14 protein-coding genes and 1 pseudogene are annotated in these 14,685 nt (G+C 69.2%); 14 read left to right on the top strand and 1 reads right to left on the bottom strand.

The features are described 5' to 3' along the window. Positions 1 to 124: 124 nt before the first annotated feature. On the bottom strand, positions 125 to 886 hold the full coding sequence (gpmA, locus tag TSH20_RS33900; RefSeq protein WP_109156429.1) for a 2,3-diphosphoglycerate-dependent phosphoglycerate mutase: 762 nt from the start codon (positions 884 to 886) through the stop codon (positions 125 to 127). A 280-nt stretch (positions 887 to 1,166) separates the two neighbouring features. On the opposite strand from gpmA, the gene TSH20_RS33895 reads away from it, so the two are divergent. From TSH20_RS33895 to TSH20_RS33830, 14 genes and pseudogenes are all read left to right on the top strand, one after another. Next, positions 1,167 to 1,568: a helix-turn-helix domain-containing protein gene (locus TSH20_RS33895; protein ID WP_109156430.1), complete on the top strand. Its 402-nt coding sequence runs from the start codon at positions 1,167 to 1,169 to the stop codon at positions 1,566 to 1,568. Positions 1,569 to 1,588: 20 nt separating this feature from the next. Continuing rightward, positions 1,589 to 1,933 carry a hypothetical protein gene (locus TSH20_RS33890; RefSeq protein WP_109152634.1) on the top strand — a complete coding sequence of 115 codons (345 nt, stop codon included), beginning with the start codon at positions 1,589 to 1,591 and terminating at the stop codon, positions 1,931 to 1,933. A 619-nt stretch (positions 1,934 to 2,552) separates the two neighbouring features. Further along, on the top strand, positions 2,553 to 4,814 hold the full coding sequence (locus TSH20_RS33885; RefSeq protein ID WP_247874559.1) for an ATP-binding protein: 2,262 nt from the start codon (positions 2,553 to 2,555) through the stop codon (positions 4,812 to 4,814). Positions 4,815 to 4,875: 61 nt separating this feature from the next. Next, a complete protein-coding gene (locus TSH20_RS33880; protein ID WP_109156432.1) occupies positions 4,876 to 6,171 on the top strand; it encodes a pentapeptide repeat-containing protein in 1,296 nt (431 codons plus the stop codon). Between the two features lie 70 nt (positions 6,172 to 6,241). Then, complete coding sequence (locus TSH20_RS33875) at positions 6,242 to 7,867, top strand: glycosyltransferase (RefSeq protein ID WP_247874558.1); 1,626 nt, start codon at positions 6,242 to 6,244, stop codon at positions 7,865 to 7,867. A gap of 107 nt (positions 7,868 to 7,974) precedes the next feature. Next, entirely contained in the window at positions 7,975 to 9,033 is a 1,059-nt protein-coding gene (gene pseI, locus TSH20_RS33870; protein WP_109156434.1) for a pseudaminic acid synthase, read from the top strand. Further along, on the top strand, positions 9,026 to 9,772 hold the full coding sequence (locus TSH20_RS33865; protein WP_109156435.1) for a glycosyltransferase family protein: 747 nt from the start codon (positions 9,026 to 9,028) through the stop codon (positions 9,770 to 9,772). The genes pseI and TSH20_RS33865 overlap by 8 nt, the downstream gene beginning before the upstream one ends. Positions 9,773 to 9,804: 32 nt before the next feature. Beyond that, complete coding sequence (locus TSH20_RS33860; RefSeq protein ID WP_109156436.1) at positions 9,805 to 10,038, top strand: phosphopantetheine-binding protein; 234 nt, start codon at positions 9,805 to 9,807, stop codon at positions 10,036 to 10,038. 3 nt (positions 10,039 to 10,041) lie between these two features. Beyond that, on the top strand, positions 10,042 to 10,917 hold the full coding sequence (locus TSH20_RS33855) for an alpha/beta fold hydrolase (RefSeq protein ID WP_109156437.1): 876 nt from the start codon (positions 10,042 to 10,044) through the stop codon (positions 10,915 to 10,917). Further along, complete coding sequence (locus tag TSH20_RS33850; protein WP_109156438.1) at positions 10,914 to 11,162, top strand: acyl carrier protein; 249 nt, start codon at positions 10,914 to 10,916, stop codon at positions 11,160 to 11,162. Before TSH20_RS33855 ends, TSH20_RS33850 begins: the two co-directional genes overlap by 4 nt. Continuing rightward, on the top strand, positions 11,159 to 12,337 hold the full coding sequence (locus TSH20_RS33845) for an AMP-binding protein (RefSeq protein ID WP_109156439.1): 1,179 nt from the start codon (positions 11,159 to 11,161) through the stop codon (positions 12,335 to 12,337). The genes TSH20_RS33850 and TSH20_RS33845 overlap by 4 nt, the downstream gene beginning before the upstream one ends. Next, on the top strand, positions 12,334 to 13,149 hold the full coding sequence (locus TSH20_RS33840; RefSeq protein ID WP_247871388.1) for an SDR family NAD(P)-dependent oxidoreductase: 816 nt from the start codon (positions 12,334 to 12,336) through the stop codon (positions 13,147 to 13,149). Before TSH20_RS33845 ends, TSH20_RS33840 begins: the two co-directional genes overlap by 4 nt. A gap of 39 nt (positions 13,150 to 13,188) precedes the next feature. Next, on the top strand, positions 13,189 to 14,247 hold the full coding sequence (locus TSH20_RS33835; protein ID WP_109156440.1) for a ketoacyl-ACP synthase III: 1,059 nt from the start codon (positions 13,189 to 13,191) through the stop codon (positions 14,245 to 14,247). A gap of 200 nt (positions 14,248 to 14,447) precedes the next feature. Then, a pseudogene (locus TSH20_RS33830) lies at positions 14,448 to 14,685 on the top strand (flagellin); the annotation flags it as partial.

Genomic DNA, 14,685 nt, shown 5'->3' with positions numbered 1-14,685 from the left:
CCCCCCCCCGGGGAGAGGGTTAGGGTGAGGGGGAAGCGCGACGGCCCTTCCCCAAGAATCCACCCCTGCATCCCCCTCACCCCGACCCTCTCCCCGGGGGGGAGAGGGGGAATTTCAGCATAACTCACGCCGCCGCGCTGCTGCCGGGATTCGCCCCCTCGCGCTTTGGCCAGTTGATCTCCTCGACCGTGCCGTCTTCGCCCAGGAAATAGCGGCGAAGCGGCGTCAGGTCGGCGCCCAGCTCATAGACCAGCGGCCGGCTGGTGGGGATCTCGAACAGTGGGATGTCGTGGTCGGCGACATCGTCCAGATGCTTGACCAGCCCGCGCAGGCTGTTGCCGTGGGCCGACACCAGCACCCGCGCACCCAGCCGCAGCGCCGGCGCGATCTCGTCGCGCCAGAAGGGGACGACGCGGGCGGTGGTGTCCTTCAGGCTTTCGCCGCGCGGCAGGTTCGCCTTCGCAAGGCCGGCATAGCGGCGGTCGGTGACGGCGGACCGTGGATCGTCCGGCTCGATCGGCGGCGGCGGGACATCCCAGCTTCGCCGCCACTGGAACACCTGCTCCGCCCCGTGGCGCTCCGCCGTCTCCGCCTTGTTCAGCCCCTGCAGCGCGCCGTAATGCCGCTCGTTCAGGCGCCAGTGCTTGTGCACCGGCAGCCACAGCCGGTCCATGTCGCGCAGGACGAGGTGCAGGGTCTCGATCGCGCGGCTCAGCACCGAGGTGAAGGCGATATCCACGTCGATGCCGGCGGCCTTGAGCAGGTCGGCCGCCTTGTGCGTCTCGGCGATTCCACGGTCGGTCAGGCCGACGTCGGTCCACCCGGTGAAGCGGTCTTCCGCGTTCCACACACTCTGGCCATGGCGCAGCAGGATCAGTCGGTGCATGGCGGGTCTCCCTTCGGTAGCCGGCCGCTCATCCGGCACTTCCCTGTTGAAACAGACCTGTAGCCGGCCCGGTTCCCGCGACAAATCATCGCGCCGCGGACCGCGCCAGGCCTGCCCCGACCGTGCGCGGCGGTTTCAATCCGGTTTCATGATTGCCTCCGGAGACACCAATTATGTCAGCCGCGAAATCTTGGCGACATACTCGGACAATAATCCTGCGCTACGGTCACCCCACCTGAAATCACCGGCCTTGCCGGCCGCAGCGGATTGGGAAGGGACGATGACCGAACCGAACACGGGATCGCAGACTTCACACGGCGCAGCCGGCCTGCCGGGCGCTCCGCCGAACCATTCCGATTATCGCCCCAGCAACCTGACAACCTTGCGTACCGAGGCCACGATGCTGCATCATCATGACGTCATCTCCAGAGCCGTGTCGACCGACCGCGAGATCACTCTGGAGGCGCTTCGTGTGTTCACCTATCTGAGCCGGAGGCTCCATTTCGATCGCTCCGTTCCGGTGCTGCAGTCCGAACTGGCTGACGCGCTGGGCATGCAGCGGCCCAATGTGAACCGGGCCATCAAGCTGCTGGAAACCAAGCAGATCCTTCTGCGGGAATCCAAACTGGGGCGCGCGATCACGTTCCGGCTCAACCCGGGACTGGAGGGCGGCCGGGCCTGAGTGTTTCGTCAGGGTATGGAATGATCGTAGAGACCCGTGAGCTGTTCTTCACCAATTCCGCCCTGAAAAAAGCCCTCGCCTGGTACCAGAAGGCCCCCAATCAGACGGACCTGCCGCTGGGCGTCGTCACGACGGTGACGCCCACATCGGAAGGTGGTCTGTCGGTCCAGATTCAGCAGAGCGGCGCCTCCAGAACGCGGGAGGTCCTGTTCACGCCCAGCAAGACGCTGGCGCTGCTTCTGCTCTTCTGTCGCCGCCAGAAGGTTCCGATCCCCCGCGACGCCGGCAAGGAACTGGAAGCTGCGGACGACGGCCTGATCCTGATCGTGCGCGGCGAAACGCCGACCGTCGCACCACCTCCCTAAGCCGCCTGCCTGAACCGCCTGCCTGATCGACATCATGCCGCCGCGCCTCCTGCGCGTGCGGCCTTTTGCCGTTTGCCCGGTCTGTCGTGTGCCCGGTTTGCCATACGCGCAGTGACGCGGTCCACGCGCGGCTGTTCGATCCGGGCTTTCGGTCATTGCGGAGAGCTGCAACAAAACGAAATATTAAAAGTGGAGGCTGGTGCGATGATTGCGCGTGAGCAGCTATGGTATCGGTGAAGCTGCATTCACCGGATGGACAGGGTGGTTATGATCATCGTCATAGTCGCCAAGACCGGTCGCACTGCATTGCTTCGTGTGATAAAGTTCCTCCGGCTATTGGGGCTAAGCTATAGTTCCGGTCCACCAACCAAACGGGGATGTGCAGGCCGATTTGTCGTTCGAACATTCGGAACAGCCCAATGCGTGAGCTTGTCCGGCACAGTTTGGGCAAACATGCTTCTCATGCCCGGCGACCGCCGCCTAACCCTTTCGCCATCGCCGAGGATTTCCCACCGATGACCGTCACCCGCCTGTCGCTGCCGCTTTGGAAGGAGCTTCGGTCCCATGGACCGCGGGTCCGTCCGATGCCTGCCTGACCGGGCCGATGTCATCGCCGCAGATGGCCCCATCACCCACGCCGTCCTCCGCCTTCGTCCGCCGGATCACCGCCTCGCCGCGGACGCTGGTTGCGGTCCTCTGCACCATGCTGGCATTGCTGGGAACGGCATCCTGGGCTGCCGTCACCGCGCTCGATTACCGGGACACGCTCGAACGGTCCGAAGACGATGCGCGGCAGGCGGCCATCCTGTTCGACGGCCACGCACGAGGCGTGCTGAACGCCAGCATCGACCTGCTGGAACAGGTCGCCGGCCGGATGGATGGCCGGGGCCTGAGGTCATGGGCGGAACGCAGCCTGCCGGAAGCGATGGCGGTGGAGCGCAACGGCCGCCTCTCCCTGCTGGGTGCGGACGGCTCGCTGCGGTATGGCTCCGCCGTCGCCTTCGCCGAGCCGGAAACCAGCGACGGCCTGTCTCTGCTGGTCCGTCCCTTACCGCCGGGTGAGGAGCATCAGGTCCTGCCGGCCTTCGGACATATGGCCGGCCAGCCGGCCATTCTTTTCGCCCGCCGCATCCACACCGCGGCGGGCGTTTTCGACGGTGCGGTCCTGGTGGCTGTCCCGGTGTCGGCCTTGAACCCGGTGCTGAACGCCTTCGGTGACGGGTTGGCGCGCTCCGTCGGACTTTACCGTCCCGACGGCGTCCGTCTGGCCGGCATCGGCGTTCCGTCGCTGGGCCCGCTGCCGCGGCTGGATGAGGGAACGATCCGGGTCGATGCGAACTGGACGGGAACCGGCAAGCCGTCGATCCTCGGCGTGAAGCGGATGGCCGACCTGCCGATCCTGTCGGCGGTGACGATCCCGCGCACCGCCGTGCTGGAGCCCTGGTATGTCCGGATGGAGCGCGGCCTTGTCGTGGTGGTCGCCGGGGTGGCGGCGCTTGCCGGACTGTCGATGCTGGGGGCCGCCAGCCTGCGGCGCGAGGCGCTGGCCCGACAGGCCCTGACCCAGGCGAACGCCCAGCTTGAGCTGGCCAATGCGCAGTTGGAGGAGCGGGTGGAGGAGCGGACCGCCGCCCTCAGCACCCTCAATCTGAGGCTGAGCCGGGCGCTGGAGGAAAAGGAGCGGGCCAATCAGGCCAAGGGCCGGTTCCTTTCGGCGGCCAACCATGATTTGCGCCAGCCCTTCCAGGCCTTGCGGCTGTTCCATCACATTCTGATGGAACGTCTGGCCGAAACGCGCGACCGCAGCATCGCCGAGAAGATGGGCGAAGCGCTGGATGCCGGGGAAAAGCTTCTGCACGCCCTGCTGGAGGTGGCGACGCTGGACGCCGGCGTCGTGCGGCCTCAGCTGGCCGACGTGCCGGTGTCGGCGGTGCTCGAGGAGCTGCTGGCCGAATTCCGCGGCATGGCGACGGAAAAGGGGCTGACCCTGCGCGCGATGCCCACCCGCATGGTGATCCGCACCGACCGGACGCTGCTGACGCGCATGCTGGGCGATCTGCTGCGCAACGCGATCCGCTTCACCGACAAGGGCCGCGTCACCATCGGCTGCCGCCGGCATGGCCGCTGGCTGCGCATCGAGGTGTGGGACACCGGCACGGGCATTCCCGCCGAACAGCTCGACAACATCTTCGAGGATTTCGTCCAGCTCGGCAATCCGGAGCGTGACCGACGCCAGGGCCTCGGCCTCGGGCTGGCCAAGGTGCGGCGCAAGGCGGCGCTGCTGGGACACACGGTGGAGGTGCGGTCGCTCCAGGGCCGCGGTTCCGTCTTCGCGGTCCATGTGCCGGTGGTCGGGACCGAACGGCCGGCGACCCAGGTGCCGGCGCAGGATCCCGATCCGGTTCAGAGCGGCGACCGGCTGATCCTGGTCGTGGAGGATGATCCGATCCAGCGCGACGCCGTGCGGCTGCTGCTGGAAAGCTGGGACTATCGGGTGATCGCGGCGGTCGACGGTGAAAGCGCGCTGGCGCTGTTCGGCGGAGCGGAAAGCGGGGCGCCCTCACAGGACGGCCCCATGCCCGACCTTATCGTCAGCGATTTCCGGCTGCCGGGCCGGCTGACCGGCGTGCAGACCGTGGCGGCGGTGGGCGAGCGGCTGGACCGACCGGTGCCCGGCCTGATCCTGACCGGCGATACCGCGCCCGAACGCATCCGCGAGGCGGTCGCCACCGGCTGCCGGCTGCTGCACAAGCCGGTGTCCCCGGACGAACTGCGCGACGCCATCGCCGCCATCCTGTCGGAACGGCCGGGAAGCCGCACGGCCGACGGCGGCGAATCCGACGGCGGCGAACAGGCGCTGGAGAACGAGTCCGCGGCGTGAATTAACCCTTTCTGAAGCTGGGTTGCCTCAAACTGGCGCGGAATAGGGAGTTCATGGGGCCATGGTGCAGAATCGCACGCTCAGGCGTCTCGATCAGGCGCAGCTCGATCTGGCGGTGCGGAAACACGAGATGTTCCGCAATGCCCGGGTGGGCGGCGCGCGCGCCAACCTGTCCTTTTGCGATCTGTCCGGGTTGGACCTGTCGGGCCGTGATCTGGCCCATGCCGATTTCGTCGGCGCCAGCCTGCGCGGTGCCAATCTGGCCGGCGCGCGGCTCGATTGCGCGTCCTTCTTCGTCGCCGATCTGCGGCAGGCCAATTTCGACGGCGCCAGCCTGATCAAGGCCGACCTGCGCGGCGCCTGCCTGCGCGGCGCGATCCTGGTCGGCGCCAACCTGTTCGAGGCGGACCTGCGCGACGGCTCCCTGGCCGAAAAGGACCGGTCCGGCCATCTGCATATGGTGCAGATCGATTCGTCCCCGGCCGAGGCCGACGGCGCCGACCTCTCGGGCGCCAACCTGACCAATGCCCGGATGTCCGGCGTCATGGCCATCCACACCGATTTTTCCGACGCGGTGATGCGCGGCTGCAAGCTGGTGCGGGCGACCATGCGCGGCGCCAACTTCACCGGCTCCAACATGGAGGGGGCGGACCTGTCCGGCGCCGACCTGCGCGGCGCCTGCCTGCGCGGTGCGGTGCTGACCGGCGCCGTCATGGTGATGACCGACCTCACCGACGCCGACGTGGAGGAGGCGCTGACCGACAAGCCGGTCGGCCGTGTGGTGGCGGAACTGGGGCGGTCCCTGGAGGATCTGCTGGCCGACCACATGACCTGGGTGGGATCGAGCGGGGCGCAGGGTGCGATGCTCGACCTGTCCGACTTCGACCTGCGTCATGCTCCCTCGCTGGCCCACCTTTGCCTGACCATGCTGCGCGCCGTCGGGGCGACGCTCTACGGTCTGGACCTGTCGGGCGTGCAGCTTCAGGCCGCTGTGCTCGACAGGGCCGACATGCGTGGGGCGAAGCTGGCGGACGGCGACCTGCGCGGCATCAGCCTGCGGAACGCGAAGCTGAACAACGCCGACCTGCGCAACGTCAATCTGCGGCCCCTGGTGTTCGACGAGCATCGCTCCCGCCCCGCCGATCTGTCGGGGGCCAAGCTGCGCTATGCCGACCTCAGCGGCGGCAGCCTGCGGTCCGTCAATCTTGCCAACGCCGACCTGTCCTTCGCCAACCTGCGCGGCTGCGACCTCGCCAGGACCGACCTGACCGGGGCCAAGCTGTTCGGCGCCAAGCTTGAACGCCGCGCCCTGGCGGAGGGGGCGATCCTGGACGGCGTCGCCGGGCTGAAGCTTTAGGCTGCGAGCATAATGGAAGGCGGCCGCACTGCCTGCTTGCATGGCTTGCCGGGGCGGCGCTACACACGGGATGGCTGTCAGTCGAAAGGTCCAGAAGATGCCGGAAACGGTCCAGTCCGACCGCGTGACCGCGGCTGCCGCCGCCATGATGGTCTATCTGACCGACAGGCAGTTCGACGCCGAGAAGATCAACCGGTTCACCGCGCTGTGCGAGGAGATCCGCCGCGATCTCGACCTCGACAGCCGCCTTGCGCTGGCCGAGCGGCTGGAGCGCGAGGCGCCGTCGAACGACAATGTCCGGCTCCGCTCGGTCCTGTTCCTGCTGACCGGCGATCTCTATCACTATGAACGCATTCTCCATTACCTGATCCTCGGCGGCGACAGCGCCGACCCGGCGGCGCTGCACTACACCCACTGGTGCATGTCGCGGCAGCTGTTCCTCGGCGCGGCCAGCGGCGACAAGCTGGCGAGCTTCGTGCCCTGCGACCAGTTCCGCTTCTATATTGCGATGGTCCGCCAGATCGCACGGCGCTGGGGCCTGACGCCGCCGCGGGCAACTCTGCGCGACGGGCCGATCCGCCGTGTTGCGGTGGTGACCAACCAGTTCACCAACCAGGGCCATCAGCCGACCCGCGACTGCTTCGACTTCGCCGCCCGCATGCAGGACGAGTTCGGGCTGGATGTCGCCATCATCAACGTCAACGGCCTGCCGGGACGGGTCGAGAGCGTCTTCATCCCGCCGATGGTGGCGGAGGTCGCCGCCGATCTGGAGGGCGTCTATGCGCTGAGGATGTTCGGCCGGCAGGTCAAGGTCGCCTCCTTCACACAGCCCGCCTTCAGCCAGGACAAGCTGCGTGTCATCGTGGAGGCCATCGACGGCTACGACCCCGACCTGATCGTGTCCTTCGGCGGGTCGAACATCGTCGCCGACCTGTTCGCCGACTCCGGCGCCCGGCCGGTGGTGGCGCTGCCCACCAGTTCGGGCATCACCCTGTCGCTGGCCCCGATCGTGCTTGGATTTGAGGAGCGCGACCACACCCTGTCGATTCCGGCGCTGTATCGCGGCCCCTTCGCCCGCCGTTTCCGTCCCTTCACCTTCGGCTACACCCTGCCCCCGTCCGACGGAGTGCGCGTTAACACCGGCTTTGCCGACGGCACCCCCCTGTTCGCGGTGGTCGGCACCCGCCTGGACCAGGAGGTGACGGGGGAGGTGCTGGGCCTGCTGGACGATATTCTGGACCGCTGCCCCGACGCCGGTCTGGTGTTCGCCGGCGAGGTGCGGGGCCTGCCGGCGCGCCTCGCCCCGCTGCGCAACGGGCAGCGCATGCGCTGCCTGGGCCATGTCCCCGACATCCGCGCGCTCTATGGCCGCTGCCGCGTCTTCCTCAACCCGCCGCGCCAGGGCGGCGGCGGCGGCGCGGCCTTCGCCCTCGCCGAAGGGGTGCCGGTGGTGACCTATGGCTGGGGTGATGGAGCGGTCGTCTCCGGTCCTGAATTCTGCGTGTCCGGCCGCGACGGCTTTCTGGAGCGTGCTGTGACGCTTGCCACCGATGCCGCCGCCCACGCTGCCGCCGTAGCCGCCGCGAAGGCGCGCTTCCTCGAGATCGGCGACCGCAACCGCTGCGTCGAACGGCTGATTGCCTATGGCGAGGAGGCGCGGACCCTGCTGCGTGCCGAACGCGCCGGAGCGAATTAATCTTCCTTCACATTTTCGTGGAAGACTGATCCCAGTCCCTGGTCCCCTTGGAAAGCCGCCCCTTGCCGAACGCCGTCCCCAGCCTTCCTCCCCTCGGCCGTCCCCCCATGTCCATCGCCGGCCGTCCGATCGGCTGCGGCCATCCGCCCTATCTGATCGCGGAGATGTCGGGGAACCACAATGGCGACCTGGGCCGTGCTCTGGCGCTGGTGGAGGCGGCGAAGGAAGCGGGGGCCGATGCGGTCAAGCTGCAGACCTACACCGCCGACACCATCACCATCGCCCATGACGGTCCCGGCTTCCGGCTGGAGGGCGGGCTTTGGGGCGGACGCACCCTGCACGACCTCTACCGCGAGGCGCACACCCCCTGGGAGTGGCATGTCCCGCTGTTCGAGCGGGCGCGGGCGCTGGGCCTGACCATCTTCAGCTCTCCGTTCGACGAGACCGCCATCGAACTGCTGGAGGATCTCGACGCCCCGGCTTTCAAGATCGCGTCCTTCGAGCTGATCGATCTGCCGCTGATCCGCCGCGCTGCCCGCTCCGGCAAGCCGCTGATCATCTCCACCGGCCTCGCCACGCTGGGCGAGATCGAAGAGGCTGTGGCCGCGGCCGGCGACGTGCCGCTGGCCCTGCTGCATTGCGTCAGCGGCTATCCCACCCCGCCGGAGGACTGCAACCTCCGCACCATCCCTCATCTGGCCCAGACCTTCGCCGGCGTCACCGCCGGCCTGTCCGACCACAGCCAGGGCATCGCCGTGCCGGTCGCCGCTGCTGCAATGGGCGCCACCATCATCGAGAAGCACTTCACCCTGTCGCGCGCCGACGGCGGGGTCGACAGCGCCTTTTCCCTGGAGCCGGCGGAGTTCAAGGCGATGGCCGATGCCGTCCGCACAGCGACCGCCGCCATGGGGCGGGTCGACTATACGGTGAAGCCCAGCGAGGTTGGCGGGCGCGACTACCGCCGCTCCCTCTATGTCGTCGCCGACGTGGAGGCGGGAGAGCCGCTGACCGCCGCCAACGTCCGCTCCATCCGCCCCGGCTTCGGCATGGCGCCCAAGCATCTGCCGGACGTGCTCGGCCGCCGCGCCGTCCGCCGCCTGAACCGGGGGGAGCCGCTGTCCTGGGACATGCTGGCACCCCCGACGCAGGAGGACCGGCATGGATAAACCGCGCGTCGTCGCCATCTCGCAGGCTCGGATGACCTCCACCCGGCTGCCGGGCAAGGTGCTGATGCCGGCCGCCGGCCGCCCGCTGCTGGCCCACCATCTGGAGCGGCTGTCGCGCACGCCCGGCCTGGATGCGGTGGTGCTGGCGACGACGGTGAACGCCACCGACGACCCGGTGGTGGAGTGCGCGCAGGGTCTGGGCGTCGCCGTCTTCCGAGGCGACGAGCAGGACGTGCTGGGCCGCTTCGCCGGTGCTGCGGCGCTGGCCGGCGCCGATCTGGTGGTGCGCGTCACCGCCGACTGCCCGCTGATCGACCCGGTGCTGGTCGGCCGCCTGATCGCCGCCTTCAGGGAGGGCCAGCCGCTGGATTACCTGTCGATCGACAGCACCCGCTACCCGCGCGGCCTGGATGCCGAGATCTTCTTGCGCCGCCTGCTGGACGAGGCGGCGGCCAATGCCGCCGACCCGGCGGAGCGGGAGCATGTCACCCCCTACATCTACCGCCGCCCCCACTGCTTCCGGCTGGGGACGGCGCTGGTGCCCGACGCGCCGGTGGAGCCTGCCGACCAGCGCTGGTGCGTGGACGAGCCCGCCGACTACGAGTTGGTGCGGCGCCTGCTGGAGGCGTTGGTGCCGTCCAACCCCGGTTTCGGCTGGCAGGATTGTTGCAAAACTCTTCGCGACCACCCCGATTGGGTGGACATCAACCGTTCGGTCCGGCAAAAGACGCTGCACTGATCCGGTCCCGGTTCGACCAAGGAGAAAAGCTTATGGATCGCAATGAATTCCTTCTCGCTCTTGACGAGATGCTCGAACTGGATCCCGGCACGCTGACCGGCGACGAGGCCCTGGAATCGCTGGAGGCCTGGGACTCGCTGGCGGTCATCAGCTTCATCGCGCTGGTGGACGAGAAGACCGGCGTGGTCGTCGAAGGCGAGAAGCTGGCCAAGGCGAAGACGGTCGCCGACCTGCTGGCCCTGGCGGGTGCCCCGGTCGCGGCCTGACCGGTGCCGGTTCCCGTTTCCCGGCCTGTCACTGAAGGCAGCCGCCTGCGCGCCGGTGTCGCCACCGTCGCCGGCGGCCCTGCCGCCTACCTGTCGGTCGGCAGCGGCGGCGTGCCCGTCCTGCTTCTGCATGGCTTCGCCGGCGACCGCCTGACCTGGCAGTTCAATCTGTCGGCCTTGTCGGCACGGCGGCGCGCCATCGCCGTCGATCTGCCGGGCCATGGCGGATCGACGCCGGATGTCGGCAGCGGCCGGGTCGCCGATTTCGCTCCCTGGCTGGTCGAGTTCCTCGACGGGCTGGAGTTGCCGCGGGTGCATCTGGTCGGCCATTCGATGGGCGGCTATGTCGCGCGCGAACTGGCCGGGCTGGCGCCCGACCGGGTGGCGAGCCTGACCCTGCTGTCCAGTGCCGGGCTCGGCACGCCCTTCGACCTGAACTTCCTGCGCCGTGCCATCGCGCCCGCCGACGTGGCGGAGGGGCGCGCCTGCGCCGAACGGCTATTCGCCGGTCCGTCGCCGCTGATCCCCCGCTTCGGCGAGGTGCTGCACGCCCAGGGCGCCGACCCGGTCCGCCGGGCAGGGCTGGAGCGGATCATCGAGGAGTCCTTCGCCGCCCATGCCGATGGCGGTGGACCGCCGGTGGACTGGAGCGCCTATCCGATGCCAATCCAGGTGCTGTGGGGACGCGAGGACCGCATCATCCCGCTGCCGCCCGCCGACCGGCTGCCGCCGGCCGCCCTGTTCCGGGTCTTCGACAATGCCGGCCACCTGCCGCACATCGAGGCTGCCAGCCCGGTGACCGCCGCCATCCGGTCCTTCCTGGACGGCTGCGACGATGTCCAAGCCGGGCGCCCACTCCCTGAGTCCACCAGACCATGACCGACAGCATCTTCGCCCTGATCGCCGAGGAACTCGGCCGCATCGCCGCCGACAAGGGAGAGGCCCTGCCGCCCCTGACGGCGGACAGCCGTTTCCTCGACGGCGATCTGCCGATCGATTCGCTGGACCTGGCCACGCTGCTGGTGGTGCTGGAACAGCGCACCGGCCAGGACCCCTTCCGCGAAGGCTTCCGCCAGTTCACCACCGTCGGCGAACTGGCGGCGCTCTACACCGTTTCTGCATGACAGACGGCCGCCCGGACTGGATCCATCCCGCCTTCCGTCTGATCGAAGGGGAGGAGGTCTTCGGCTGGGCAGACCTCGCCGCGCTGCCGGTGCCGGCAGGCGGGGTCGTGCAGGCCGACCGGCCGTCGCGTGTGCTGGCGGCGCTGGCCGCTGCGGAGGCGGCGGGGCAGGGGGTTCTGCTGGCCCGAGGCGGTGCGGAGTCCGCAGGCTGGCAGTCGGGACAGGGCTTCTCCGTCACGCTGGAAAGCTCCGGCACCACCGGCACGCCCAAGCGCCTGCGCCATGATTTCGCCCGCCTGCGCGGCCGGCTGCGCGGCGTGGCGGAGGAGGGCGCGCGCTGGCTGCTGACCTATGATCCGGGCGCCTTCGCCGGCTTGCAGGTGATGCTGACCGCCGCCGCGGCCGGAGCGCTGCTGGTCGCCGTGCCCAGTTCTGGTGCGGGAACGATCGCCGCGCTGGCGCAGGCGGCGCGGCGCCATGCCGTGACCCATGTCAGCGGCACGCCCAGCTTCTGGCGCGCCTTCCTGATGGCGCTGGGCGATGCGGAATTGCCGCTCGCCGCGGTGACGCTGGGGGGCGAGGCCGCCGACCAGCCGCTTCTCGACCGGCTGGCGGAGCGGTTTCCCCAGGCCCGGCTTCGCCACATCTACGCCTCGACCGAGGCGGGGGCGCTGTTCGCCGTCGCCGATGGCCGGGCCGGCTTTCCAGCGGCCTGGCTGGACGCGGCGCCCGACGGGCTGGATCTGCGCATCGCCGAAGGGGTGCTGGAGGTGCGCAGCCCGCGCGCGGCACCGGGTGCGGTCGATGCCGACGGCTGGCTGTCCACCGGAGACCTCGTGGAACGCCGGGGCGACCGGGTGCTGTTCGCCGGGCGGCTCGACGGGTTGGTCAATGTCGGCGGGGTGAAGGTCTCGCCGGAGGCGGTGGAGCGGTGCCTTCTGGCGGTCGACGGGGTGGCGGATGCCGCGGTCGTCGCGGTGCCGAGCCCGATCACCGGCCATCTCCTGACCGTCACCATCGTTCCGGTTCCGGGCGCCGATGAGCCCTCCCTTCGCGTTGCCCTGCGCGCCGCCACCGCCGACCTGCCGCCGGCCGCCCGGCCGCGCGCCCTGACCTTCGCCGACCATATCCCGCTGAGCGCCGCAGGCAAGAAGAGCCGAAAGGGATCCCAATGACCGCGTCAGCCCCCGCGTCAGCCCCCGCGTCAACCGCCCCCGCGTCAACCGCCCCCGCGTCAACCGCCATTGGGCCGAAGCGCCACGTCATCGTCACCGGCGGCAGCCGCGGCCTCGGCCTTGCGCTGGTGGAGGCATTGCTGGCCGACGGCTATCGGGTCTCCACCTGCAGCCGTTCCTCCTCCGACGCGCTGGAGCGGCTGGCCGGTCCCGACCTGTTCTGGCACCCCTGCCGCATCGGCGACGGCGACGAGGTGCGCGCCTTCTTCGATGCCGCCATCGCCTGGGGTGGTGAGGCTCCGCTGTGGGGGCTGGTCAACAATGCGGGTATCGCGCGCGAAGGCGTTCTGGCGACCTTCCCGGAGGTGGATGCGGAGGCGGTGATCCAGACCAACCTGACCGGCGCGCTCCAGGCCGCCCGCGCCTTCCTGCGGGCCAAGCTGACGGCGCGGGGGGAAGGTGCCCGCGGTGGGCGGATCGTCAACATTTCCTCCATCATCGGCCAGCGCGGCTATGTCGGGCTCGCCGCCTATTCGGCGTCGAAGGCCGGGCTGGACGGGCTGACCCGTGCGTTGGCCCGGGAAGTCGGACGGCGGGCGATCACCGTCAACTCGGTGGCGCCGGGCTATCTCGACACCGAGATGTCGGGCACCTTGTCGGACGGGCAGCGCGACCAGATCGTCCGCCGCACGCCGCTGGGCCGGCTCGGCACCGCGGCGGACGTTGTTCCGCTGGTCCGTTTCCTGCTCGGCGACGGCGGTGGCTTCATAACGGGACAGACCCTTACGGTGGACGGTGGCATCACCTGCTGAGGCCGTAAGTGACGCTGTAGGAAAATGGGGGAGGCGGAGATGGTCGCCAGCCGGATCGACGGGGTGGGCGTGCGCGGCGTCGTCGGCTGCGTGCCGGAAGGACGCGAGACGGTCGGGGATCTCGCCCGCCGCTTCGGCGAGGACGCGACCCGCAAGATCGCCGCCGCCACCGGGATCGAGGAGCGGCGGATCGTCGCCCCCGGCCAATGCACCAGCGACCTTGCGGAGGCCGCCGCCCGCCGTCTGCTCGACGGTCTGGGCTGGGAGCCGGGCAGCATCGACCTGCTGGTCCTGGTGACCCAGACCCACGACCAGACGCTGCCGGGCACCGCCTCGCTCCTGCACCGGCGGCTCGGGCTGCGCAAGGGAGCGGCGGTGCTCGACATCACCCACGGCTGTTCCGGCTTCGTCTATGGGCTGTGGGCGGCGGCGGGGCTGCTGAAGGCGGCCGGGCGGCGGGCGCTGCTGCTGGTCGGCGACACCACCTCGCGGCTGGTCGATCCGGAGGATCGCGCCGTGGCGCCGCTGTTCGGCGACGGCGCCGCCGCGATCGCCCTGGAACTGGACGACGCGGCCTCGCCCATGGCCTTCGACCTGGGAAGCGATGGCGCCGGTGCACCCTATCTGGCGGCGGACGGCGGCGCGATGCGCCATCCCGACCGGCCGCCGCGCCTGTTCATGGATGGAACCCAGGTTTTCGCCTTCACCCTGCGCGAGGTGCCAGGCAGCGTCCGCGCCGTGCTGGAGTGTGCCAACTGGACCACGGACATGGTCGACCATCTCGTCCTGCACCAGGCCAACGCCCAGATGATCCGCCATCTCGGCCAGAAACTGGGGGTTTCCGCCGATCGAACTGTCGTCGCCCTGCGGGAGGTCGGCAACACCAGTTCCGCCTCCATCCCGCTGGCATTGGCCGGTTCGCTGGCGGAACCGCTGGCCTCGGGCTGCCGCCGGCTGTTGCTGTCGGGCTTCGGCGTCGGCTGGTCCTGGGGTAGCGTGGCGCTCGCCGTCGGACCGCTGGCGGTGTGCGAAACGGTTGTCCTGTCCGGCAGGAAATACCCGGCAGAATCTGCCGCCCCGGCAACCCCTGCCCCCTGACCGGCAGAATTTGCCGACAGGTGGGCAAAATTTGCCGGGCACATTCATGCCCACCGGTATGGATTACCAAGGAAACCCGGCAAATTTGAACTGGCCCGCTTCTTGCCTGCCCCTTTGGCGGGGGAATTAGTCCCCTTCCGGGTCAAGCGTTCCGAAATCGGTGCGCGTCCGGACATTGATCCTCCAAAGGAGTGGCTATCATGGCTGGCAACGTTACCCTCTCTTCGTCCATGCGGACCAACCTGCTGCAGCTGCAAAGCACGCAGGAACAGATCAACAAGAAACAGAACATCCTGTCGACGGGCAACAAGGTCAACACCGCCCTCGACGGCCCGACCGCCTTCTTCTCGGCCAAGGGTCTGAACCAGCGCGCCGGCGACCTGACGTCGCTGAAGGACGCGATGGGTCAGTCGATCAGCACCATCCAGGCCGCCGACA

It is taken from the genome of Azospirillum sp. TSH20, assembly GCF_003115935.1.
Classification (GTDB): Bacteria; Pseudomonadota; Alphaproteobacteria; order Azospirillales; family Azospirillaceae; genus Azospirillum.
Note: the sequence above shows the minus strand (reverse complement) of the source record. Positions and strands in the feature narration are given on the sequence as shown.

What these genes read in the sequence shown, in the direction of transcription:
- gpmA (WP_109156429.1), bottom strand. Translation starts at nt 886, where the DNA reads ATGCACCGACTGATCCTGCTGCGCCATGGCCAGAGTGTGTGGAACGCG.
- TSH20_RS33895 (WP_109156430.1), top strand. Translation starts at nt 1,167, where the DNA reads ATGACCGAACCGAACACGGGATCGCAGACTTCACACGGCGCAGCCGGC.
- TSH20_RS33890 (WP_109152634.1), top strand. Translation starts at nt 1,589, where the DNA reads ATGATCGTAGAGACCCGTGAGCTGTTCTTCACCAATTCCGCCCTGAAA.
- TSH20_RS33885 (WP_247874559.1), top strand. Translation starts at nt 2,553, where the DNA reads ATGGCCCCATCACCCACGCCGTCCTCCGCCTTCGTCCGCCGGATCACC.
- TSH20_RS33880 (WP_109156432.1), top strand. Translation starts at nt 4,876, where the DNA reads ATGGTGCAGAATCGCACGCTCAGGCGTCTCGATCAGGCGCAGCTCGAT.
- TSH20_RS33875 (WP_247874558.1), top strand. Translation starts at nt 6,242, where the DNA reads ATGGCTGTCAGTCGAAAGGTCCAGAAGATGCCGGAAACGGTCCAGTCC.
- pseI (WP_109156434.1), top strand. Translation starts at nt 7,975, where the DNA reads ATGTCCATCGCCGGCCGTCCGATCGGCTGCGGCCATCCGCCCTATCTG.
- TSH20_RS33865 (WP_109156435.1), top strand. Translation starts at nt 9,026, where the DNA reads ATGGATAAACCGCGCGTCGTCGCCATCTCGCAGGCTCGGATGACCTCC.
- TSH20_RS33860 (WP_109156436.1), top strand. Translation starts at nt 9,805, where the DNA reads ATGGATCGCAATGAATTCCTTCTCGCTCTTGACGAGATGCTCGAACTG.
- TSH20_RS33850 (WP_109156438.1), top strand. Translation starts at nt 10,914, where the DNA reads ATGACCGACAGCATCTTCGCCCTGATCGCCGAGGAACTCGGCCGCATC.
- TSH20_RS33845 (WP_109156439.1), top strand. Translation starts at nt 11,159, where the DNA reads ATGACAGACGGCCGCCCGGACTGGATCCATCCCGCCTTCCGTCTGATC.
- TSH20_RS33840 (WP_247871388.1), top strand. Translation starts at nt 12,334, where the DNA reads ATGACCGCGTCAGCCCCCGCGTCAGCCCCCGCGTCAACCGCCCCCGCG.
- TSH20_RS33835 (WP_109156440.1), top strand. Translation starts at nt 13,189, where the DNA reads ATGGTCGCCAGCCGGATCGACGGGGTGGGCGTGCGCGGCGTCGTCGGC.